General features: G+C 70.0%; 20 protein-coding genes and 1 pseudogene. 6 read left to right on the top strand and 15 right to left on the bottom strand.

The features are described 5' to 3' along the window. The first annotated feature begins 42 nt into the window (after positions 1–42). Positions 43–1,290 carry a Zn-dependent hydrolase gene (locus FHS55_RS21205; RefSeq protein WP_183191851.1) on the top strand — a complete coding sequence of 416 codons (1,248 nt, stop codon included), beginning with the start codon at positions 43–45 and terminating at the stop codon, positions 1,288–1,290. A 14-nt stretch (positions 1,291–1,304) separates the two neighbouring features. After that, complete coding sequence (hydA, locus tag FHS55_RS21210) at positions 1,305–2,774, top strand: dihydropyrimidinase (protein ID WP_183191852.1); 1,470 nt, start codon at positions 1,305–1,307, stop codon at positions 2,772–2,774. 12 nt (positions 2,775–2,786) lie between these two features. Here the strand turns inward: hydA and FHS55_RS21215 are convergent, their stop codons facing one another. After that, a complete protein-coding gene (locus tag FHS55_RS21215) occupies positions 2,787–3,722 on the bottom strand; it encodes an AraC family transcriptional regulator (RefSeq protein ID WP_183191854.1) in 936 nt (311 codons plus the stop codon). Between the two features lie 149 nt (positions 3,723–3,871). Here FHS55_RS21215 and FHS55_RS21220 point away from each other — a divergent pair, with 149 nt between their 5' ends. After that, positions 3,872–4,903: an aldo/keto reductase gene (locus FHS55_RS21220; protein ID WP_183191856.1), complete on the top strand. Its 1,032-nt coding sequence runs from the start codon at positions 3,872–3,874 to the stop codon at positions 4,901–4,903. Between the two features lie 77 nt (positions 4,904–4,980). On the opposite strand, the gene FHS55_RS21225 is transcribed toward FHS55_RS21220, so the two are convergent. From FHS55_RS21225 to FHS55_RS21265, 9 genes are all read right to left on the bottom strand, one after another. Then, positions 4,981–6,315, bottom strand: a complete 1,335-nt coding sequence (locus FHS55_RS21225) for an amidase family protein (protein WP_183191858.1) — start codon at positions 6,313–6,315, stop codon at positions 4,981–4,983. A 61-nt stretch (positions 6,316–6,376) separates the two neighbouring features. Further along, positions 6,377–7,090 carry an RraA family protein gene (locus tag FHS55_RS21230; RefSeq protein ID WP_246340364.1) on the bottom strand — a complete coding sequence of 238 codons (714 nt, stop codon included), beginning with the start codon at positions 7,088–7,090 and terminating at the stop codon, positions 6,377–6,379. A gap of 20 nt (positions 7,091–7,110) precedes the next feature. Further along, the gene (locus FHS55_RS21235; protein WP_183191859.1) at positions 7,111–7,896 is read right to left on the bottom strand and encodes an SDR family oxidoreductase; all 786 of its coding nucleotides are present in this window, start codon (positions 7,894–7,896) and stop codon (positions 7,111–7,113) included. Between the two features lie 12 nt (positions 7,897–7,908). Then, on the bottom strand, positions 7,909–8,769 hold the full coding sequence (locus FHS55_RS21240; protein WP_183191860.1) for an aspartate dehydrogenase: 861 nt from the start codon (positions 8,767–8,769) through the stop codon (positions 7,909–7,911). After that, positions 8,766–9,710 carry a polysaccharide deacetylase family protein gene (locus FHS55_RS21245; RefSeq protein WP_183191862.1) on the bottom strand — a complete coding sequence of 315 codons (945 nt, stop codon included), beginning with the start codon at positions 9,708–9,710 and terminating at the stop codon, positions 8,766–8,768. The genes FHS55_RS21240 and FHS55_RS21245 overlap by 4 nt, the downstream gene beginning before the upstream one ends. 17 nt (positions 9,711–9,727) lie before the next feature. Continuing rightward, positions 9,728–10,681 carry a TMAO reductase system protein TorT gene (locus tag FHS55_RS21250; protein ID WP_183191864.1) on the bottom strand — a complete coding sequence of 318 codons (954 nt, stop codon included), beginning with the start codon at positions 10,679–10,681 and terminating at the stop codon, positions 9,728–9,730. After that, positions 10,678–11,658: an ABC transporter permease gene (locus tag FHS55_RS21255; protein WP_183191866.1), complete on the bottom strand. Its 981-nt coding sequence runs from the start codon at positions 11,656–11,658 to the stop codon at positions 10,678–10,680. Before FHS55_RS21255 ends, FHS55_RS21250 begins: the two co-directional genes overlap by 4 nt. After that, positions 11,655–12,638 (bottom strand): ABC transporter permease, encoded by a 984-nt coding sequence (locus FHS55_RS21260; protein WP_183191867.1) that lies wholly within the window; start codon positions 12,636–12,638, stop codon positions 11,655–11,657. The genes FHS55_RS21255 and FHS55_RS21260 overlap by 4 nt, the downstream gene beginning before the upstream one ends. Next, positions 12,635–14,170 carry a sugar ABC transporter ATP-binding protein gene (locus tag FHS55_RS21265; RefSeq protein ID WP_183191869.1) on the bottom strand — a complete coding sequence of 512 codons (1,536 nt, stop codon included), beginning with the start codon at positions 14,168–14,170 and terminating at the stop codon, positions 12,635–12,637. Before FHS55_RS21265 ends, FHS55_RS21260 begins: the two co-directional genes overlap by 4 nt. Positions 14,171–14,355: 185 nt before the next feature. On the opposite strand from FHS55_RS21265, the gene FHS55_RS21270 reads away from it, so the two are divergent. The 3 genes from FHS55_RS21270 (at position 14,356) to nikR (ending at position 18,168) form a co-directional block, all read left to right on the top strand. Next, positions 14,356–15,324, top strand: coding sequence for a LysR substrate-binding domain-containing protein (locus tag FHS55_RS21270; RefSeq protein WP_183191871.1), 969 nt, complete (start codon positions 14,356–14,358; stop codon positions 15,322–15,324). Between the two features lie 164 nt (positions 15,325–15,488). Continuing rightward, positions 15,489–17,579 (top strand): DEAD/DEAH box helicase, encoded by a 2,091-nt coding sequence (locus tag FHS55_RS21275; RefSeq protein WP_425485849.1) that lies wholly within the window; start codon positions 15,489–15,491, stop codon positions 17,577–17,579. A 115-nt stretch (positions 17,580–17,694) separates the two neighbouring features. Next, positions 17,695–18,168 carry a nickel-responsive transcriptional regulator NikR gene (gene nikR, locus FHS55_RS21280; protein ID WP_183191874.1) on the top strand — a complete coding sequence of 158 codons (474 nt, stop codon included), beginning with the start codon at positions 17,695–17,697 and terminating at the stop codon, positions 18,166–18,168. 90 nt (positions 18,169–18,258) lie between these two features. Here the strand turns inward: nikR and FHS55_RS21285 are convergent, their stop codons facing one another. From FHS55_RS21285 to FHS55_RS23950, 5 genes and pseudogenes are all read right to left on the bottom strand, one after another. Further along, the gene (locus FHS55_RS21285; protein WP_183191875.1) at positions 18,259–18,879 is read right to left on the bottom strand and encodes a DJ-1/PfpI family protein; all 621 of its coding nucleotides are present in this window, start codon (positions 18,877–18,879) and stop codon (positions 18,259–18,261) included. A gap of 67 nt (positions 18,880–18,946) precedes the next feature. After that, entirely contained in the window at positions 18,947–19,897 is a 951-nt protein-coding gene (locus tag FHS55_RS21290; RefSeq protein ID WP_183191876.1) for a substrate-binding domain-containing protein, read from the bottom strand. A gap of 82 nt (positions 19,898–19,979) precedes the next feature. After that, the gene (locus tag FHS55_RS21295) at positions 19,980–20,972 is read right to left on the bottom strand and encodes an ABC transporter permease (RefSeq protein ID WP_183191878.1); all 993 of its coding nucleotides are present in this window, start codon (positions 20,970–20,972) and stop codon (positions 19,980–19,982) included. Next, positions 20,965–21,837, bottom strand: a complete 873-nt coding sequence (locus tag FHS55_RS23945; RefSeq protein ID WP_425485850.1) for an ATP-binding cassette domain-containing protein — start codon at positions 21,835–21,837, stop codon at positions 20,965–20,967. Before FHS55_RS23945 ends, FHS55_RS21295 begins: the two co-directional genes overlap by 8 nt. A gap of 204 nt (positions 21,838–22,041) precedes the next feature. Further along, positions 22,042–22,419 (bottom strand): annotated as a pseudogene (locus FHS55_RS23950) (ATP-binding cassette domain-containing protein); the annotation flags it as partial. Between the last annotated feature and the right edge of the window lie 104 nt (positions 22,420–22,523).

Below are 22,523 nucleotides of genomic sequence, written 5' to 3' on the forward strand. Positions count from 1 at the left end.
CAGCTATAGTCTCCTCTCCGCTCGTGGTTTGAGGAGACGATCATGGCGACCCCGAGCGGCAACTGGCGCACCGATGGCACACGGCTGTGGGACAGCCTGATGAGGATGGCGCAGATCGGCCCGGGCCTGCGCGGGGGCAATAACCGCCAGACCCTGACCGATGCCGACCGCGAGGGGCGGCTTCTGTTCCAGCACTGGTGCGAGGCGGCGGGATTAAGCCTGGGCATTGACGCCATGGGCACCATGTTCGCGCGGCGCGCGGGAACCGACCCGGAGGCCCTGCCGGTCATGATCGGCTCGCATCTCGACACCCAGCCGACCGGCGGGCGGTTCGACGGGGTGCTGGGCGTGCTCGGCGCGCTGGAAGTGGTGCGCACCCTCAACGACCTCGGCATCCGTACAAAGCACCCCGTCGAGGTGGTGAACTGGACCAATGAGGAAGGCGCCCGCTTTCCCCCCGCCATGGGGGCCTCCGCCGTCTATGCCGGGGTGATGAGCCTGGAGGCGGCCTATGCCACGCGCGATGCCGAGGGCCGGACGCTCGGTGCCGAGCTGGAGCGCATCGGCTTCAAGGGCGAGGAGCCGGTGGGCGCGCGCAAGGCGCAGGCTTATTTCGAGCTGCATATCGAGCAGGGGCCGATCCTGGAAGCCGAGGGCCGCGAGATCGGCGTCGTCACCCACGGCCAGGGCACGCGCTGGCTGGAGGTGACGCTCACGGGGCGCGAGGCCCATACCGGCTCGACGCCCATGCCGCGCCGGCTGAATGCCGGGCTCGGCGCCGCCCGCATCATCGAACGGGTGGACAACGTGGCGTGGAAGCACGCCCCGCTGGCGGTCGGCGCGGTCGGGCAGATCGACGTCTTTCCAAACTCACGCAACATCATCACCGGCAAGGCGGTGTTCACCATCGACATCCGGCACCCCGAGCTCGCCGTGCTCGAGGCGATGGCGCAGGAAATCCGCGCCGGCGCGGCGGAAATCGCGGAGCGGATGGGGCTCGCCATCGCCATTGCCGAGGTCAATGCCTTCGATCCCGTGGCCTTCGACCCCACCCTGGTCGGGCGCGTGCGCGCGGCGGCCACGGCGCTCGGTTACTCCCACCGCGACATGGTCTCCGGCGCCGGGCACGATGCTTGCTGGGTGAACAAGGTCGCGCCCGCCGCCATGATCTTCTGCCCCTGCGTGGACGGGCTGAGCCACAATGAGGACGAGGCGATCACGCCGGAATGGGCGAAGGCCGGCGCCGACGTGCTGCTGCACGCGGTGCTGGAAACGGCGCAGATCGCCTAAGGAAGGAGCACGCGATGTCGCAGACCCGCTCGATCGTCATCAAGGGCGGCACGATCGTCGCCGCCGACCGCTCCTATGAAGCCGATGTGCTCATCGAGGGCGAGAGGATCGCCGCCATCGGCGAGAACCTCAGCGGCGACAGCGTGCTCGATGCCTCCGGCGCCTATGTCATGCCCGGCGGCATCGACCCGCATACGCACCTCGAAATGCCGTTCATGGGCACCACGGCGGCGGAGACCTGGGAGAGCGGCACCTTTGCCGCGCTGTCCGGGGGCACGACGATGGTGGTCGACTTCGTCATTCCCGACAGCGAGAACCTGATCGGGGCGCTGGATGCATGGGAGGCGCGCGCCAGCCGTCAGGCCAGCGCCGACTATTCCTTCCACATGTGCGTCACCGGCTGGTCGGAGCCGATCTTCGAGGCGATGGAGGCCGTGGTCGCGCGCGGCGTCAACAGCTTCAAGCATTTCATGGCCTATAAGGGCGCGCTGATGGTCGATGACGACCAGATGTTCGCCTCGTTCCAGCGCTGCGCCGCGCTGGGGGCGCTGCCGCTGGTCCATGCCGAGAATGGCGACATCGTCGCGGCCCTGCAGCAGAAATACCTCAATGAGGGCATTCGCGGGCCGGAGGCGCACGCCTATTCCCGCCCGCCGGAGGTGGAGGGCGAGGCGGTCAACCGCGCCATCATGATCGCGGATGCCGCCAGCGTGCCGGTCTATATCGTCCATGTCTCCTGCGAGCCGGCGCATGAGGCGATCCGCCGGGCGCGGCAGAAGGGCATGCGGGTCTATGGCGAGCCGCTGGTGCAGCATCTGACCCTCGACGAGGCCGTCTACCAGCACCCGGACTGGGACCATGCGGCGCAGCGGGTCATGTCCCCGCCCTTCCGCGACAAGCGCCATCAGGACAGCCTGTGGGCGGGCCTTTCGGCCGGCTCGCTGCAGGTGGTGGCGACCGACCATTGCGCCTTCTCCACCGCGCAGAAGCGCATGGGGCTCGGCGACTTCACCCGCATCCCCAACGGCACGGGCGGGCTGGAGGACCGGCTGCCGGTGCTGTGGACGAGCGGCGTCGAGACCGGCCGGCTGACGCCGAACGAATTCGTCGCGGTGACCTCGACCAACATCGCCCGCATCCTCAACCTCTATCCGCGCAAGGGCGCGATCCAGCCCGGCGCGGATGCCGATATCGTGGTGCTGGACCCCAAGGCGGGCAAGACCATCCGCGCGGCGACGCAGAAATCCATCATCGACTACAACGTGTTCGAGGGCGTGGAGGTACGCGGCCTGCCGCGCTTCACCCTCTCGCGCGGCGAGTTGGTCTATTCCGCCGGGCGCAACGATACCCCTCGCCCCGGCCGGGGCCGCTTCATCCCGCGTCCGGCCTTTTCCCCGGTGAACCGCGCGCTGTCGACCTGGAAGGCGCTGGTGGCGCCGCGCGCCGTGTCGCGCGATCCCGCCCGCATGCCGATCGGCGTGTGAACGGGATGCCCCTCACAGCGCCATCGGCGCGAGCACCCCGGCGCGGATGAGGGCGCCGTCGCGGCCGGGCGGTTCGCCGAACAGCCGGCGATAGTCACGGCTGAACTGCGAGGGGCTTTCATAGCCGATGGAGAAGCCGATGGCGGCCACCTCCATGCCCGCGCTCAGCAGCAGGCGCCGCGCCTCCTGCAGCCGGATCTGCTTCTGGAACTGAATGGGGGACATCGCCGTCGCGGCGCGGAAATGGCGGTGGAAGCTGGCGAGGCTCATCCCCGCCAGCGCCGCCAGATCCGGCACCTTCAAGGGTGCCGCATAATGATCGCGGATCCACGCCACCGCGCGGGCGATGCGGGCGAGCCGGCTGTCGGCAAGGCCGACCTGCCGCAGCATCGCCCCGTGCGGCCCGTTGAGCAGCCGCCACACCATTTCGCGGCGGATCAGCGGCGCCAGCACGGCAAGGTCGCGCGGGGTGTCGAACAGCGCCAGAAGCCGGGCAAGCGGATCGAGCAGATCCGCCTCCATCTCGCCGATGGCGATGGAGGCGAGCGGGGCGGCGGCCGGCATTTCCGCGGCGTCCAGCACCAGATCGGCGATCATCGCGGGATCGATGGCGAGGGCGAACGCCATATAGGGCCGGGCCGGGCTGGCCTCGACGATCTGCGCGGTGATGGGCAGGTCCATCGAGGCGATCAGGCATTTGCCGGTGTCGTAGCGAAAGGCCCGCTCGCCCAGCAGGCTGACCTTGGCACCCTGCAGCACGCCGCAGAACGAGGCGCGATAGACCGAATGGATGAGCCCGGACGGGGCCTGCGCCACGGTCAGCGTCAGCCCTTCCAGCGGCGGCTCGCGGCCGAAGCGCTGCCATTGCCGCAGCAGCAACGCGCGGGGGCGGTCGAGAAGGCGATCCAGCGGGCGATCCAGGGGGCGATCGAAGAGATCATCGTTCATGGTGCTGTCGTAGCGCAGGATATGGACGAGGAAAGTCGCAAATGCGCGATTGAGACAATCGGGCAAGACACTGCGAGGATCGGCGTCGCCGGGACGGCGCGCGAGGCCTATCTCTCACCCATCGATTTCCTGGCACAAGGAGCGTCCTCATGCGCTATCGCCAACTCGGCCCCTCGGGGCTTTTCGTTTCCGAACTCTGCCTCGGCACCATGACCTTCGGCGGCAGCGACGGCTTTTGGGGCCAGATCGGCCAGCTGGGGCAAGAAGAGGCCGACGCGCTGGTGAAGGCCGCCATTGATGCCGGCGTGAACTTCATCGACACGGCGAACGTCTATGCTGGGGGGATGAGCGAGCGCATCCTCGGCACGGCCATCCGCAATCTCGGCCTCTCGCGCGACGACCTCGTCATCGCCACCAAGGTTCTGGGGCCGATGGGCGAGGGCCCCAACGCGCGCGGCGCCTCGCGCAAGCACGTTCTCGACCAGTGCAAGGCGAGCCTCGCGCGCCTGCAGCTCGACCATATCGACCTCTACCAGATTCACGGCTTCGACCCGGCGACGCCGCTGGTCGAGACGCTGGAGGCGCTCGATACGCTCGTGCGGCACGGCCATGTCCGCTATATCGGCCTGTCCAACTGGGCGGCGTGGCAGATCGTCAAGGCGATCGGCATCACGCAAGCCCGACAGCTGGCGCCGATCCTGTCGCTGCAGGCCTATTACACGCTGGCCGGCCGCGACCTCGAGCGCGAGATCGTGCCGATGCTGACGTCGGAAGGGCTGGGGCTGATGGTGTGGAGCCCGCTCGCCGGCGGCCTGCTCTCGGGCAAGTACAGCCGCGCCGACGAGACCTCCGGCGAGGGGCGGCGCGCCACCTTCGATTTCCCGCCGGTGGACCGCGAACGCGGCTACGGCGTGATCGACGCCATGCGGCCGATCGCGCAGGCGCATGGGGTGAGCGTCGCGCAGATCGCGCTCGCCTGGCTGCTGCACCAGAGCGTGGTCACCAGCGTGATCATCGGCGCCAAGCGGCCCGACCAGCTGGCCGACAATCTCGCGGCCACCAGGGTTCGGCTGTCGCCCGAGGATCTCGCGACGCTCGATGCGGCCAGCGCCTTGCCGGCCGAATATCCCGGCTGGATGCTGGAGCGGCAGGGCGCCTACCGCGCGCAGCAGGCCAGCTAAGGGGACCGGCGGGCGGTCAGGCCGCGAGCGTTTTCCGCGAAAGTCGTCCGACTTTCGCCAGCCGAAAACGCTCCAGCCTAGTGAATCGAGAGCGCCCGCTCGACCCATGCCGCTCCGGCGAGCAGGTCGTCTTCGCGCCCCGGCGCGGCGCATATCAGGGTGGAGAACGGCAGCCCCTCGACGGATCGCCCGGTCGGCAGGGCGACGCCCGGCATGTCGAGGAAGCTCGCCACCATGGTCAGCGCCAGCGTCGCGACATTGACCCGCGCGAACCGCTCGGGATCGGCCTCCAGCGGCGCCAGCGGCGGCGCGACATGCCGGACGGTAGGCAGCACCAGAAGGCCCCCGTCCAGCGTGTCGGCGAGCGCGCCCATCTCCCGCGCGCGGATCGCCCTCAGCTCGGCGGCGGCCTCGCCGGATATGCGCGCCGCGCCGTCGAGCCGGCTCACCACGCGCGGGTCGATCAGCTCGCGCCTGGGGCCGGTGAGCGTCGCAAGGTGCAGCGCCCGCGCCTCATAGGCGCCGAGCCAGCCGAGCCGCGCGATCGCCTCCCGCGCGCGATGCCAGGGCTCGATGCGCTGGCGGCGGACGGGCGCCAGCCGCGCCAGCTGGGCGATTACCGCCTCGATATGCGCCCGCACCGGGGGCGTGATGTCAGGATCGTCGAGAAGGGCGTCGTCGACCACCAGCACCGGCCGCGCGGGCGCAAGAGGCGGCGCCACCTGCCCGCGCATCGCCGCATCCATGATGGCGCACTCGGCCACGCTGCCCGCCAGCGGGCCGAGGCTGTCGAGGCTCCCCGCCAGCGGGAACACGCCGGTCATGTCATACCGCGCCTGCGAGGCCTTGTAGCCGACGCAGCCGGTGAAGGCGGCGGGCACCCGAACGGAACCCGCCGTATCGGTGCCGATCGCGGCCGGCACGATGCCGCGCTGCACCGCGACCGCCGAGCCGGAGGAGGAGCCGCCGGGCATGCGCGGCTCGTTCACCGGCAGGTCGGCGGTCGGCGTGCCGAAATGCGGGTTGGCGCCGAGGCCGGAAAAGGCGAACTCGCTCAGATTGGTCTTGCCGAGGGCAATGAAGCCGAGCCGCCGCGTCGCCGCGACGACAGGCGCATCCACCGTTGCCGGCGCGACATCGTCGCGCGTGCGGGAGCCGGCGCTGGTGCGCGTGCCGGAAATGTCGAACAGGTCCTTCCACGCGATCGGTATGCCGTCATAAGGGCTGAGCGCCCGCCCCTGTGCCCGGCGCGTGCGGGCGGCATGGGCCTGCGCCAGCGCCGTCTCCGCCATCAGCGTGATGAACACGGCGTCGCACGCCTGCGCCCGCTCAAGCGCGCGCTCCACCAGTTGCACCGCATCAGTTCGCCCAGCGGTCAGGGCGGCGGCGAGGCTGTCGAGACTTTCGGGCATGGTCGGCTCCGGCAAAATGGGCAGCATCGGCCGGCGGCGGGGCGTCGGCCGAACCGATGTGTCAGACGTGGCCGTATTTTGCCAGCGCGTCGGCGAGCGAGAGACCATTCGCCAGTTCGGCGCGGATGGCCACCTCGGTGCGGGTCAGCCGCTCGGCCTCAACGAGCACGGTCTCGACCACCCGGGCGGGAATGACGATCACCCCGTCCTCGTCGCCGAGCAGGAAATCGCCCGGGCAAACCTCGACGGTGCGGCTGGTGGCGCCGCGCATCACCACCGGCACCTGCCAGGCATTGACCTTCCAGCGGCCGATCGACTGGGTCGGGGTGCGGTAGCGCGCGAAGACGGGGAAGCCGTGCTGGCCGATCCAGCGGATGTCGCGGATGCCGCCGTCGATCACCGCGCCGACGCAGCCGCGCTCCTTCATGCCCAGCGCGATCAACTCGCCGAAATAGCACACGCCCTCGCCGTCGCCGCTCCACACGGTGATCTCGTCCGGGCCGACGCCGTGGCAGGCCGTCATCTTGTCGGCGTCACCGCCGAGCGGATAGGGCGTCTTCTGGCCACGGATCGTGTAGGCCCAGCCGGCGATGCGGTCATTCTGCGCGGGATAGGGCGCGAAATCGGCGGCGAGGCTCTGGTCCATGAATCCGAGCGTGTCGAGCACGTCGGCGACGTTGGACGTGTCCACGGCGAGGTAGCGGCGGCGGATATCGGCCTTCTGCTCGGGCGAGAAGGAAGGCGAGAGGGCCGGCATGTCGGGCGTTGCGGTCATGTGGGGTGTTCCTCCGACGATCAGATGTTCTGCAGGTAGCCGCCATCGACCCGCATCACCGAACCGGTGATGTAGGCGGCGCGGGTGCTGGCGAGGAAGGCGACGGCGTCGGCATATTCCTCCGGTGTGCCGTAGCGGCCGACCGGAATGGCGCCGGTGCTCTCGGCGACGATGGCCTCCAGCGGGCGCCCTTCCCGCTTGGCCTTCTGCTCGTCGAGAAAGCGGATGCGGGCGGTGGCGATGCGACCGGGCAGGATGACATTGGCGGTGATGCCGTCCGGCGCCACTTCCCGTGCCAGCGTCTTCGACCAGCCGACAAGGGCGGAGCGCAGCGCATTGGAGACGCCGAGATTGGGGATGGGCGCCACCACGCCGGACGAGGTGGAGGTGATGATCCGCCCCCATTTGCGCGCCCGCATCCCCGGCAACACGCGATCGGTGAGGTGGATCACCGACAGCACCATGGCGCGGAACTGCGCCTCCCAGCTGCCCGGCGCGACGCCATGGGCGGGGCTCGGCGGCGGGCCGCCCGTGTTGTTGACGAGGATGTCGACCGGCCCGAGCGCCGCCTTGATGGCGGCCACATGGCCCTCGCCGGCATCGATGTCGGCGAGGTTCCATGTCCGTGGCAGCGCAACCCCGCCCGACGCTTCGATGGCGGCCTGGGTGGCCGTCAGGGCTTCGGCGTCGATGTCGGCAAGGGCGACCCGCGCCCCTTCCGCCGCCAGCGTGCGGGCGATGGCGCGGCCGAGCCCGCCGCCGGCGCCGAGAACCAGCGCCGTGCGTCCGTTCAATCCGAGATCCATGATGCTGGCTTTCTACGATCCGACCCGCAGCGGCGCGTTGAGCTTGCGCAGGTAGGAAATCACCGAGAGCGCGGTGATGCGCCCGGTCTTGGGATTGTCGGTCGGCACATTGGCGATCGACATGGTGAAGCTGGCCGAATCCGCATCGACCTCGATCGTGTGGGTGTTGCGGGTGAGCGCGGGATCGGCCCAGATTTCCAGCCGGGTGCGATCCGGTCCGATGCCGGCCAGCGCCAGCGCCACCGCGACATTGAGATTGGCGGGAAAGCCGATGGCCGCCTCGCGCGGGGTGCCGTCGAACACCCGCAGCGGCTCGGTGATGTCGTCAATGGCAATGGCGTGCTCGACCAGATAGGGGGCGCCGACCAGCCCCTTCACCGGCTTGCGCGTGATCATGCGCACCGAGCGGATGTCGCCTTCGGCCGCCGCGGTCACGGCATCGAGCCCGATCAGCGCGCCGGTCGGCACGACGATCTGGCCGCCATGTTCGCGGGCGAGATCGAGCAGTCGCTGATGGGTGAGGATCGCGCCGGAGGAGAGCACGATGACCGTCTTGCCCGCCCGCAGGAAGGGCTCGGCAATGGCCGGCAGCAGCGCCGCCGGCGCGCATTCGACCACGATGTCGGCGAGCGCCTCCAGCTCCTCGATTGCCACCACGGGAACCTTGTGCGTCAGCGAGGCGAGGCGCTCGCCGGCCTTCACGCGGTCATTGGCGGAAACGGCGGCGAGCACGCAGCCGGGCAGGCCCGCATCCAGCGCGCGGGCGATGCGCAGGCCGACGGCGCCGAGGCCGGCAATGGCGACGCGCTGCACGCCCCGGTGAGCGGATGAGGCCGACGGCGCGGGCGCCGCTTCGGTAGGGGGGGAACTCATGTCTGCGGACCCTGGGTGGGGGAAGCGTCTGGCGAGGCGCAAGCGCCTGGCGTGGAAAGAGCGTCGGGCGCGGGGAACAGCGACGCGTAGTGCTGCGCGCAGGCGCCCGCGGTGGTGAACCAGATGCGGTCCTTGTGCCGGGCGAGCGCCTCCAGCACCCGGCGGAATTGCCGGATGCGGAAGGGCTGACCGACGATGAAGGTGTGGATCGTCATGCCGTAGACGAGCGGCTGGCGCTCGGACTGCGCCAGCATCTCCTCCAGATTGTCGATCGCCATGTCGGCGAAGGCGCTGGCGGTGCCGTCATGCAGCACCACCATCGGCACGTCGTTGACCTCGTGCGGATAGGGCATGGCGAGCAGCGGGCCGCCCGCCGTCTTCATCCACACCGGCTGGTCGTCGATCGGCCAGTCCATGGTGTAGCCGTAGCCGGCGCCCGCCAGCAGGTCCTCGGTGCGCGCGCTGGGATGCGCGCCGGGGCTCATCCAGCCGGCGGGGGGCGTGCCCTCCTCCGCGCGGATGCGGGCCGTCACCTCGGCGATGAGCGCGCGCTCGCTCGCTTCGTCCATGCCGTTCGGGTGCTCGGAATTGGTGCGGCCATGGGCCACGATCTCGTCGCCGCGCCGGCGATGGGCGGCGACGAGTTCCGGGCAATGATCGTAGCAGGCGCTGTTGAGCAGCACGGTCAGCGGCAGGCCGTATTCCTCGAACAGTTCGATCAGCCGCCAGCCGCCGACCCGGTTGCCATATTCGCGCCAGCCCCAATTGTAGGAATTGGGGTGGGCAAGCCCCGGCGAATAGGCGAGGCCGAGCCCGGAGCCATAGGCGAAATGCTCCACGCAAAGCGCGACATAGACGGCGAGGCGCTTGCCGTCCGGCCAGGAGAAGTCCGGTCGGGCGGCGATGGGCGAATAGGCGAAGCGGTCATGGGACGGCAGCATGAAAGGGCTCCAGGCGATCAGGGCCGATAGTCGGCCGGGGCGACGACGAGACTGAGGTCGATGCTGCCGACATTGTCCGGCGTGACAAGCACGGCCGGCGTCACCACCTTCGCCTCGACCTTGCCCTTGGTGGCGGCGGCAACCGCCTGAACGAGCGCCGCCTTGCCCTGCGCCACGATCTGCTGGATCGAGGTGCAGGCGAGATCGCCGTCCTTCAGCATCTGCTGCGCGGTCGGCGACAGGTTGGAGGCCGAGACCTTCACCGTCCCCTTGCCCGACGCCTTCAGCGCCGAGACCACGCCGGCCGCCATGTCGTCGGTGGCGCTGTAGACGCCGGAAAGCTCGGGGAAGCGCTGGATCCAGTCCTCGGCGGTCGTGAGCGCGGCGTTGCGGTTGTCGGCGAGGCGGGATTCCGCGACGATCGTCACATTGGGCGCGACCTTGGCGAGGGTGTCCCGGAAGCCCTGCGCGCGCAGATCCGACCAGGCCTGACCGGCCGGGCCGGCCATCATCGCCACCTCACCCTTCCCGCCAATGGCTTCCGCCAGGCACTCGGCCTGCAGCTTGCCCATGTCGTAATGGTCGGCGCTGACGACGGCGGCGAGCTTGTCGGTGTTGGGCGGCGAGGAGATGCCGATCACCGGGATGCCGGCGGCAACCGCCCGCTCGACGATGGCCTTCACCGCGTCGCCATTGGTGGCACCGACGATGATGGCGTCGACCTTGCGCTGGATCAGGTCCTGGATCTGCGCGATCTGCTGGCTGGAATTGCCGTCGCCGCCGGCGCTGAGCGTCACCAGCTTGGCCTTGTCGGCCTTGGCGGCGGTGTCGACGCCGTACAGCACGGAAATCCAGAAGGACGAGCCGAGATTCGGCACGGAAACGCCGATCACCGGCTCGGCGGCGCGGGCGGGGGCTAGCGCGGCGGCGAGCAGAAGGGCAGCGAGGGAGGCGGCACGGAACAGCTTCATCGGAACGTTCCTTTCGGAGGTGAGAGGCGGGAAAAACGGGTGAGGAGCGTGCGCAGCCCGGCGTCCATCAGCCCGGAGGCGAGGATCACGGCGCCGACGGCGATCTGGGCGATGAAGGGCGAGACGCCGGAAAGGTTGAGCCCTGTGAGCACCACCTGCACGAAGGTGGCGCCCGCGAGCACCGCCCACACATTGGCGCGCCCGCCGGCCAGCACGGTGCCGCCAATGACCGCGGCGGCGATCGACTGCAGCTCCATGCCGGCGCCCTCGGTGGGCAGCCCGGCGCCAGCGCGGGCGGTCATCAGCGCCCCGGCGAGGCCCGCGAAGGCGCCGCACAGCTGATAGGCGCTCATCTCGATGCGCCACGGCACCGCGCCGACCAGAGCCACCGCCTCCGGGTTGGAGCCGAGCATGAGGATGCGCCGGCCCACCAGCATGTGGCGCAGCACGACATGGGCGAGGCCCACCGCGGCCAGCGCCGCCCAGCCGAGCGGGGGCAGGCCGGCAACCGCGTCGAAGGACAGGGCGGCGGCGCGGGCGGCGGCCTCCAGCGGCACCACCTGTCCATCATCGCTGACCAGCAGCGCGAGGCCCTTCACCGCCAGCAACGTGCCGAGCGTGGCGACGATCGGCTGGAAACGGGCCCGGCCGATCAGCCAGCCATTCACCGTGCCGCAGGCAAGGCCGACCGGTACGGCGAGGAGCAGCCCCGGCAGGCCGATGGCATTGGCCGCCATCGCGCCGAGTGTGCCCGACAGTGCCGCCACCGCGCCGACCGAGATGTCGAAGCCACGCGCGGCGATGGCGAACATCTGCCCGACCGCCAGCAAAGCGAGGATCCAGATCTGCCCGGCCATGCTCAGCCCGTTGTCGAGCGAGAGGAAGCCGGGGCTGGCGACGCCGAACAGCCCGGCGGCGAGGAGGATGGCGGCGGGCGCCACCAGGAAGCGGGCACGGCCCTCGGCGCGCGGGGTCATCGGTCCGTCCTCCGCGCGAGGCGGGCCAGCACCGCCCAATCCTTCTGCAGGCCCACGGCGGCCAGCACCGCCAGCCCGAGCAGCACGAGCTGCCAGGCCACCGGCAGGTTGATGAGCACCACGGCGTTGTTCAACATCGCCACGGTGAGCACGCCGAACACGACCTGCGACACCCGCCCCCGCCCGCCCGACAGCGGCAGCCCGCCAATGGCGCAGGCGGCGATGGTCTCGAAGGGCAGGTTCGGCGCGAGCGCGGGCTGGCCGGAGGCGACACGGCTGGTGAGGATGATCGCCCCGACCGCACAGAAGGCGCCCGCCACGGCATAGCCCAGCGTGGTGATGCGGGTGACATCGAGCCCGGCGAGGCGGGCGGCAACCGGGTTGGCGCCGACATGGTACCAGAGCCGGCCGATGCGCCCGTGCGCCAGCATCAGGTGCAGCGCCGCGCAGGCGAGAAGCGCGGCCAGGATCGGCACCGGCACCCCGAGCACGCGCCCGCGCGCCGGCCAGGAAAAGGCGGCCGAGGGCGGTGCGTCGATCGGCAGGCCGCCGACCAGCCAGGCGGCGGCGCCCGAGGCCATCATCAGCGTGCCGAGCGTGACGATGACCGGCGGCAGCGCCAGGCGGCCGACCAGAAACCCGTTCACCGCGCCGATGGCGATCACGCTCGCGCCGCCCGTCGCGAGGCCGCCGACCGGCCCCAGCACGGGCAGCGCCATCACCGTCACCACGCTGGCCAGTGCGGCGGAGGCGCCGAAGGAGAATTCGATGCCCCCGAGAAGGATCACCACGGCCTGCCCGCAGGCGACGACGCAGAGAATGGAGGCGACGCGCAACACGTTCTCGATATTGCCGAAGGTAGCGAAGCGCGGCACGAAAGCGCAGCACAGCAGGAACAGGCCGAGGCAGACCAGCGCCACCGCCGGGGGCCGGGAGAGCCGCAACGGGCGGGATGTACCGGGCAAGCGTTTTGCCATCATGCCGCCGCGCTCCCCGACAGCGCCGCCAGCAGCGCCGCGCGGGGTGCGCTGCGCGGCAGCTCGGCGGCAAGCGTGCCCTCGCGCACCACTAGATAGCGGTGAGCCAGCACCATGAGTTCGTCGAGATCGCTGGTGGCGACCAGCACGGCGACGCCGGAAGCGGCCGCCTCGCGGATGGCATCGTGGATCACCCCGCGGGCGGCAACATCCACGCCACGGGTCGGCTCCAGCAGCACCATCGCCTTCAGCCCCGGCACGGCGAGGCCGCGGGCGATCAACAGCTTCTGCTGGTTGCCGCCGCTGAAGGTCGCCGCTTCCGCCTCCGGCAAGGCCGGGTGCAGCTTGAGCCGGCGCAGCAGCGGATCGACCATCTGCGCCTCGGCCCGCGCGCGCAGCCACCCCAGGCGCGCCAGCCGGCCGAGCCCCGAGACCGACGCATTGCGCCGGGCGGACAGCGCGCCGAACAGGCCCTCCGCGTGGCGGTCGGCCGGCACATAGGCGATGCCGAGCGCGGCGGCGCGGCGGCGGTCGCCGGGCATGAAGGAAGCATCCCCCACCGACAGCTCGCCCGGCCCGGCCTGCGCCCCGCCGAGCGTGGCCGCAAGCGACAGCGCGCCCGAGCCGATGAGGCCGGCCAGCCCGACGATCTCGCCGGCATGGACGATGACATCCAGACTGCCCCGCCCGTGGCGGCCGGCGGCCAGCCCACGCCCGACCAGCACCGGCGCGGCGCGCTCGGAAAGGCGTGCGGGCGCGGCCTCGACGCCGGCGCCGAGCATGGCGTGGGTGAGTTCCTCGCGGCTGTGACGGCCGATCGGCGCGGCGTCGATCACCGTGCGCCCGTCGCGCAGCACCGTCACCTCGTCGGCGAGCGCCTCGATCTCGTCGAAGCGGTGGGAGATGAACAGCGCCGCGGTGCCGCTCGCGCAGAGCCGGCGCACCACGGCGAACAGACGGTCGGCCTCATCGGCATTGAGGGCGGCGGTGGGCTCGTCCAGCACCAGCACGCGACAGTCGAGGCTGAGGGCGCGGGCGACCTCCACCAGCTGCCGCTCGCCGAGCGAGAGGCTCCCAAGCGGCGCGGCGAGGTCGACATCGAGACCCACTTCCTTCAGCCAGCCGCGTGCACGGGCGGGATCGACCAGACGGCGGCCGGTCCACAGCCCGCCTCCGGCGGCGAGCGCGAAGGCCGAGAGGTTCTCGTGAATGCTGAGTTCGGGAAACAGGCTGAGATGCTGGTAGATCGGCACGATGCCGGCGCGGATCGCCTGCGTCACCGAGCCGAAGGCGACCGGCGCGCCGGCCAGCGCGATATGCCCGGCATCCGGCGTGACCGCGCCGACGAGGATCTTCACCAGCGTCGACTTGCCCGCCCCATTCTCGCCGAGCAGCGCATGGACACGCCCGCGCCGCAGGGCCAGCCGGGCGCTGCGCAGCGCACAGGTCGCGCCATAGACTTTGGCGATGCCGGTGGCGACAAGCGCAAGATCGTCTCGCGTGTCGTCGGATGGCGCGTCATCGGATGCGGACATAAGGGGAGTCCTCGCCCGGAGGCGGGATGCGCCCGGGATGGGGTGGTGCGGCGATGCGGCGGAACCGGCGAATGTCGGGTGTCGCTACGATGCCGGGCGGGGACGTTCGTCACAAACGATTTGTTCGGCACTCATGCATGAGCTAAGTTCATGCATGATGGAGGGTCTGAATGCGAAAGAGGCGATTGCCGCCCCTGAATGCCCTGAAGGGGTTCGAAGCGGCGGCGCGGCAGCTCTCCTTCACCCGGGCGGCGGCGGAGCTGAACCTCACGCAGGGAGCGGTCAGCCGGCAGGTGAAGGAGCTGGAGACCGATCTCGGCCAGGACATGTTCGTGCGTCATACCCGGCGCATCGAGCTGACCCCCGAGGGCGAGCAGTTCTATCGCGTGGTGGAAGGCGTGTTCGACGAGCTGGAACGCGCGGCGCTGCGGCTGGCGCGCCGGCGCAGCGATCCGGCCATCACCATCACCGCGCTACCAACCATCGCCACGGTGTGGCTGATGCCGCGGCTGCACCAATTGGTGGCCCGCCACCCGGAGATCGAGGCACGCATCGTCTCCTCGATCGAGGCGGCGGACCTGCTGGCCCATGATGCCGACATCGCCATCCGGGTCGGCCGGCTGCCGGGCCGGCGCTATGACCGCACGCAGCCGCGGATCGAGCTGCCTATGGTCACGCGCTGGGACGGCGTTCATGCCGACGAGCTGTTTCCCGACCGGCTGGTGCCGGTCTGCGTGCCGGAGCTGCTGGCCGCGCCGGTGCGCGCCGCCGCCGATCTCGCCGCCTATCCGCTCATCCACACCACCACGCGGCGCTATGCCTGGCCGGACTGGCTGCGCGCCAATGGCGTGCGCTTTGACGCGGAGGGCGACCCGCATCTGCAGTTCGGCCATTTCTTCATGGCGCTCGACGCGGCGCGGCAGGGGCGCGGCATCGCGCTGGTGCCCGATATCCTGCTGGGACAGGAAGAGGGCGCGCGCGGCCTGTGCATTCCCTACTGGAGCGAGATCGCCAGCGCGGGCGAGTATTACCTGCTCATCCATGAATCGCGGCTGGAGGATGCGCGGGTGCAGATGGTCCGCTCCTGGATCCTCGATCAGGCGGTGGCCCTGCGCGGCCTCAAACTGCATCACGCCGCGCTGTTCCAGCCGTGAGGGCGGTGCCCGCGAGCTGCGGAGAAAGCTGCGGAGGCCCTATGCACGGGAGGCGTGGCTTCCGGGCGCAGGCTCGATTAAAAGGAAGATCCAGATCCCCTTCCGATGGCTCCCCTTCGACGCCTGACGACATTGCGAGATAGGCGGAACCAGCCTTGCCCTTCATGACCACCAACCCGGCCCTCGCCCGCGCCCTGGCCGAGCGCGACTACCACAACCCGACCCCGGTGCAGCTCGCCGTGCTGGCCCCGGAAGCGACGGGCCGCGACCTTCTGGTCTCGGCGCAGACCGGCTCCGGCAAGACCGTCGCCTATGGCCTCGCCATGGCCGAGACGCTGCTGGGCACGCAGGAACGCCTGCCGCCCGCCACCGTGCCGATGGCGCTGGTGGTGGCCCCGACGCGGGAACTGGCGCTGCAGGTGCAGCGCGAATTCGCCTGGCTCTACGCCGCCACCGGCGCGCGCATCGTCTCCTGCGTCGGCGGCATGGATCCGCGGCAGGAGCAGCGCCTGCTCAACCAGGGCGCCCATATCGTGGTCGGCACACCCGGTCGCCTGCGCGACCATCTGGAGCGCGGCCGGCTCGATATCTCGGCCCTGCGCGTCGCCGTGCTCGACGAGGCCGACGAGATGCTCGACCTCGGCTTCCGCGAGGATCTCGAATTCATCCTCGACGCCACGCCGCCGGAGCGGCGCAGCCTGCTGTTCTCCGCCACCATGCCGCGCGGCATCACGGCGCTCGCCAAGCGCTACCAGCGCGACGCGCTGCGCATCGAGGTGGCGAGCGCGGAAGGCGGCCACGCCGATATCGAATACCGCACCATCCGCATCGCGCCGACCGAGCTGGACCATGCGGTAGTCAACGTGCTGCGCTCCTATGACACTCCCAGCGCGATCGTGTTCTGCAATACCCGCGAGGCGGTGCGGCGCCTGCATGCCATGCTGCAGGAGCGGCAGTTCTCCGCGGTCGCGCTGTCGGGCGAACTGAGCCAGAACGAGCGCAACCACGCGCTGCAGGCGCTGCGCGACGGCCGCGCCCGGGTGTGCGTGGCCACCGACGTGGCGGCGCGCGGCATCGACCTGCCCAATCTCGGCCTCGTCATCCATGCCGACCTGCCCAACGATGCCGAAAGCCTGCAGCACCGCAGCGGCCGCACCGGCCGCGCCGGACGCAAGGGCGTGAGCGTGCTGCTGGTGCCCCCGTTCCGTCGCCGCCGCACCGAGGAACTGATGCGCGGGCTCGGCATCACCCCGGCCTGGTCCGGTCCCCCGACCGCCGAGGACATCCGCAAGCTCGACCATGAGCGGATGCTGCACGACCCCATGCTGACCGAGGAGCCGAGCGAGGAGGATGCCAGCGCCGCCCGCACGCTGCTCGCCGCCCATTCGCCCGAGCATCTGGCCGCCGCGCTGGTGCGGCTCTACCGTGCCGGCCTGCCGGCGCCCGAGGAGGTGGCCGATCCCGGCGAGCCGCGCGCCGCGCGCGACCGCATCGCCGACCGCGAGTTCGGCGGCCCGTCGGGCAGCGCCGGCGGCGCGTGGTTCCGCCTCAATATCGGCCGCCGCAACAATGCCGATCCCAAATGGCTGCTGCCGCTGATCTGCCGGCGCGGAAACGTGACGCGCAAGGAGATCGGCATCATCCGCATCTTCGACGAGGAGACCGCCTTCGAGGTCAGCCTCGCCGCCGCCGACCGCTTCGGCAAGACGGCGAAGAAGGCGGATGGCACGGACGTCATCATCGAGCCGATGCCCGGCGCCCCCTCGGCGGAGCGCTCCGAGCGCCCCGGCCGGGCCAGGCCGATGCGCGCCAGGCCGTCACCTGAAAGGCCATCAACTGAAAGGCCGTCACCGGAAAGGGCTGCGCTGGAACGCCCCCGTTATGACGGCCCTCCTCTGGACAGGGCGCCGCAGGACAGGGCGCCCTACGAAAAGGCGCCGCACGCCAAGCCGCTGCGCGACAAGTCCTTCCGGGACAGGCCTCTTGACGACCGGCCGCTCAAGGACAAGCCGCATCACGGCAAGCCGGGTTACGACAAACCTGGATATGACAAGCCGCCGCGGGACAAGGCGCCCTTCGGCAAACTCGCCCATGACAAGCCCGCTTATGCAAAGCCCGCCCGCGAGACGCCCGCACATGAAAAGGCGCGCGAGCCCAAGCGCGACCGGCCGGACACGTTCGAGCGCAAGCCGGGCCGCGAGGGCAAGCCGGGTGGCGAGGGCAAGCCGGGCGGAAAGCGTCCGCGCCGCCCGTGACGGTGGGTGAAGCCGGTGCTTTTGCGCGAGGATCAGGGCACGCGGGGCGGCTGAACTTTCTTGCGCAAGCGAGGGCGACGACCTAGCCTCCCCGCACCTTCGAGGGAGGGTTGCCATGCAGCGGACCACCATCGCCTTCGACGACGATCTGGCCGCCGAGCTCGATGCCTATATCGCGGCCACCGGCGCGGCGAGCCTGTCCGAGGCGATCCGCGATCTGGTGCGGCGCGGACTGTCGGCCCGGGCGAGCGGACCGACGCAGGCGCACTGCTTCGGCGTGATCAGCTGCACCGTCGACCAGTCGGTGCGCAATCTCGCCGCCCGCGTGCCGCAGGGGCGGCTCGACCGGCACGACCAGACCGTGGCGGCGCTGTCCATCCCGCTCGACCACAGCACCTCGATCGATGTGACCGTGATGCGCGGCCGGGTCGCCGACATCTCCTCCTATGCGGAGGGGCTGTTCCTGGAGCGCGGCGTCATGCACGGCGCGCTGAGCCTCATCCCGGTCGCCGAGGACACGTCCCACCACGTGCACAACCAGGGTGCCGCGCACGAGCACACGCATCTTCGCGTCAAGAGCGGCTTCTGATCCACGGTCCCAACCGGCGGGCATTTCGCGGAACCGGGCCGCGCCGGTTGGGCGATGGCCGGTTCCGCGAGGCGTGAGGGGCGCGGCGCGTCAGGCCGCGCGCGTGGCGGCGGCCGGCGCGTGCTCGGAATGGCGGATTTCCGTGCCGAGCACCTTCAGGCATTCGCGCATGAAGGCGGCCAGCGCGGTCCAGCCCTTGGCCGATACCATGTTGCCGTCGACCAGCGCGTCGGTGGGCGAGAGGTCGACATAGGTGCCGCCGGCCAGCCGCACTTCCGGCTCGCAGGCGCCGAGCGCCCCGACCCGCTTGCCGGTCACCACGCCGTCCACCGCGATGAGGATCTGCACGCCGTGGCAGATGGTGAAGATCGGCTTGCCGGTCTCGTGGAAGTGGCGGACCATGGCCTGGATACGCGTGTCGGTGCGGATATATTCCGGCCCGCGCCCACCCGCGCAATAGACCGCGTCATATTCCTCCAGATCGACTTCGGAGAAGGTCTTGTTGATGACGAAGTCGTGGCCGGGCTTTTCCGTGTAGGTCTGCCCGCCTTCGAAATCATGCAGCGAGGTCTTGATGATCTCGCCGGCCTTCTTGTCCGGGCAGATCACATGGACGGTGTGGCCCACCGCTTCCATTCCCTGCTGGAACACGAAGATCTCGTATTCCTCGGTGAACTCGCCGGTCAGCATCAGGATCTTCTTGCCTGGCATGATGGTATCCTCCCGTTCGATTATTGTCGGTGCGATCGGCCCGCAGGCCCTATCGTAGGGGAATCGCTCAGAACGGCGAGTCCGGGAAATAGTATTCGGCGGCATTCGCCTTGGTGATCAGCGGCGCGTCGAGCTTGAACGAGCCGCGCACCGGCGCATGGCCGGCGAAATGCGCGGCGGTCAGGTAGATGGCGGTCTTGATCATCGAGGGCGGATAGGGGGTCTCGACCGGCGTCACCGCGTCGCCCGCCATCACCTTCGCGATGATCTCCTTCATGCCATTACCGCCGAGCGCGAACTTGATCTCCTTGCGGCCGGACTGCTTGATCGCCTCCAGCACGCCGAGCAGCATGTCGTCGTCATTGGCCCAGACCGCGTCGATCTGCGGGTATTTGGCGAGATAGTCCTGCATCAGCTTGAAGGCCTGGTCGCTGTTCCAGTTGGCGTACTGGATGTCGAGGATCTTGAGGTCGGAACCTTTGATCCCGTCCTGGAAGCCCTTGATGCGCTCGTCGTCGATCACGGTCGGAATGCCGCGCAGCACGACGAGGTTGCCCTTGCCGCCCATCTTCTCCACCAGGAACTTCGCGGTGTTGAAGCCGACCGCGATGTTGTCGCCGGCGACGTAGAGATCCTGGATCTTCGGATCGTTGAGGCCGCGATCAACCACGGTGATGAAGCTGCCCTTGTCCTTGATCGCCTTCACCGGCGTGGTCAGTTCCTCGGACGAGTGCGGCAGGATCACCAGCGCGTCGAGCTTGCGGGTCGCCGACAGATCCTCGATCGCGCTGACCTGCGCGCTCGCCGAGGGCGAGGTCTTCACGATGACCTCGATATCGGGAAAGGCCTTGTTGATCTCCTTGGCCGCGGCGTTGGCGTGATAGACGACGCCGGCGGTCCAGCCATGGTCGGCGGCGGGAATGGAGACGGCGATAATCTTCTTCTCGGCGGCCAGGGCCGGGCCGGCGGCGAGCAGCGCCGTCGTCACGCCGGCCGCGATCAGGGTCTTCCTGAGCATGGGGTTTCCTCCTGTTGGTGCGGCAGCTTGATTGATGCCCGGCGCGTCGCGGCTGCCTCGCGCGCGCCGGTTGACGGCCCCGCTACCTCTTCGACATGCGCTGGATCAGCATGGCGATGATGATGATCACGCCCTGCACCGCGGCCACGAGATATTCGGAGACGAAGTCGGAAAGAACCATCAGGTTGGCGATGAACTCGAGGATCACCGCGCCCGCCACCGTGCCCCAGATGCGGCCCCGGCCGCCGCGCAAGGCGGTGCCGCCAATGACCACGGCGGTGATGACCTGAAGCTCCCACAGCAGCCCGGTGGTCGGCGTCGCCGCCCCGAGGCGCGGCACGTAGCAGATGGCGGCGATGGCGACGCAGGCGCCCTGGATGACGAAGGCCATCGTCCGCACCCGGGGAATCGAGATGCCGGAATAGCGCGCCACGTCCTCATTGGCGCCCACCGCCACGCAGCGCCGTCCATAGCGCGTGCGGTAGAGCACATAGGCCGCGACCAGCGCCACCGCGAGCGACACCAGGATCGGAATCGGCACGCCCAGCACGTCGCCGAAATAGACCGGGCGATAGGCGTCGCGCAGGCTGCGGTCGATCGCCACCGTGCCGCCGTCGGTCATGTAGGTGATGAGCGCGCGGAAGATGCCCATGGTGCCGAGCGTCGCGATGAAGGGCTCGATGCGCCCGAGCGTGACGATGGCGCCGTTCATCAGCCCGCAGGCGATGCCGGTGACGAGGGCCACCGCCATGCCGAGCGGGATCGCCGCCGTGCCCACGCTCGGCGCCACCCAGTTCATGAACAGGATCATCACGCCGGTGATGAAGGCCGCCATGGAGCCGACCGAGAGGTCGAGCCCGCCGGAGGAAATGACGAAAGTGGCGCCGATCGCGATGATGGCGATGAAGGCGCTGCGGGTGACGACATTGGCGATGTTGTTGGCCGACAGGAAGTCGGGATTGACGAGGAAGCCGATCGCTATGAGCGCCGCGAGCGCCAGGAAGGGGCCGGCATCGCCCCAGCCGATCGACCAGCCCGGCTCGGCGCGCGGTGGCGCGGCGGCGAGGTCAGCCATGTGCGTTTCTCCCTGAGGTTTTTTCATGGGCCGCGCTGCTGGTGGCGTGGAGCGCGACATTGCTTTCGGTCATGGCATCGCCGGAAAGTTCGCCGTTGATCCTGCCCGAGCGCATCACGAGGATGCGGTCGCACAGGCCGATAAGTTCCTGCATCTCCGAGGAAATGACGATGCAGGAGCGGCCCTCCTGCACCAGCGACTGGATGAAGGCGTAGATCTGGCTCTTGTTGGCGATGTCGATGCCGCGCGTCGGCTCGTCGATGACGAGGATCGAGGGGTCGTTCAGCATCACCTTGGCCAGCAGCAGCTTCTGCTGGTTGCCGCCCGAAAGCTGGCCGGCCTTCGCGTCCCGGCTGCGCAAGCGGATGTCATAGCTCGCCACGGCGCGGTCCAGCAGCTGCGCCTCGCGGGCAAGGTCCAGCCCGGCCACGGTGTGCACGCGGTCGAGCGCGGCGAGGGTGAGGTTGGGCGCGAGGCGCTCGCCCAGCAGCAGCCCCTTTCCCTTGCGGTCCTCGGTCAGGTAGCCGATCCCGGCGGCCGCCGCCTGCGCGGGCGAGGCGAAATGCGACGGCTTTCCGTGCAGCCGCACGGCCCCGAAGCTCGCCGGCCTGAGGCCCAGCAGCCCCTCGAACAGCTCCGTGCGGCCAGCGCCGATCATGCCGGCCAGGCCGAGAATCTCGCCCTTGTGCAGGGTGAGCGAGACATCGTGGACGAAGCCGGGAACGTGTGCGTGCTCGATCTCCAGCACGGGCCCGGCGATATCGCGCGGCACGCGGACGGGATAGAGGCTGGCGAATTCGCGCCCCACCATCAGGCTGGCCATGCGATGGGGGGTCAGGCCCTCGGCTTCATAGGAGCCGACCATGCGCCCGTCGCGTAGCACGGTGACCCGATCGGCCAGCCGCTCCACCTCGTCCAGCCGGTGGCTGATATAGAGAATGGCGACGCCGCGCTGCTTCAGCTTCACGATGATGTCGAGCAGCGGGTCGACCTCGTCATGGGTGAGCACGGCGGTCGGCTCGTCGAAGATCACCACCCGATGCGTGCCGAGCAGCGCCTTGGCGATCTGCACCAGCTGGCGGTTGGCAAGCGAGATGTCGCCCACCCGCGCACGCGGCGAAACCTTGCAGCCGATCTCCGCCAGCTGCGCAGCCGCCGCCGCGCGCATCGCCCGCTCGTCGAGCCGGCCGAAACGGCCGATCTCGCGGCCGATGAAGATGTTCTCGGTGACGCTCAACGCTTCGGCGAGCAGGATCTCCTGATGCACCAGCGCGATGCCGGCGGCCTGCGCGTCGGCCGGGCCATGGAAGGCGATCGGCTCGCCATCCATCCACAGGGCGCCCTCGCTCGGGCGCAGATAGCCCGAGAGCAGCCGCATCAGCGTCGACTTGCCCGCCCCGTTCTCGCCGATGACGGCGTGGATCTCGCCCGGCCGGATGTCGAGCGAGATGTCCGACAGGACCGGCACGCCGCCAAACGCCTTGGCCAGCCGCTCGGCGCGCAGCACCGGCGCTCCGCCGCGCGCGGGGGACGGGGGAGCGGGCGCGGCGT

Origin of the sequence: Ancylobacter tetraedralis, assembly GCF_014195655.1 — a bacterium.
Taxonomy (GTDB): Bacteria; Pseudomonadota; Alphaproteobacteria; order Rhizobiales; family Xanthobacteraceae; genus Ancylobacter; species Ancylobacter tetraedralis.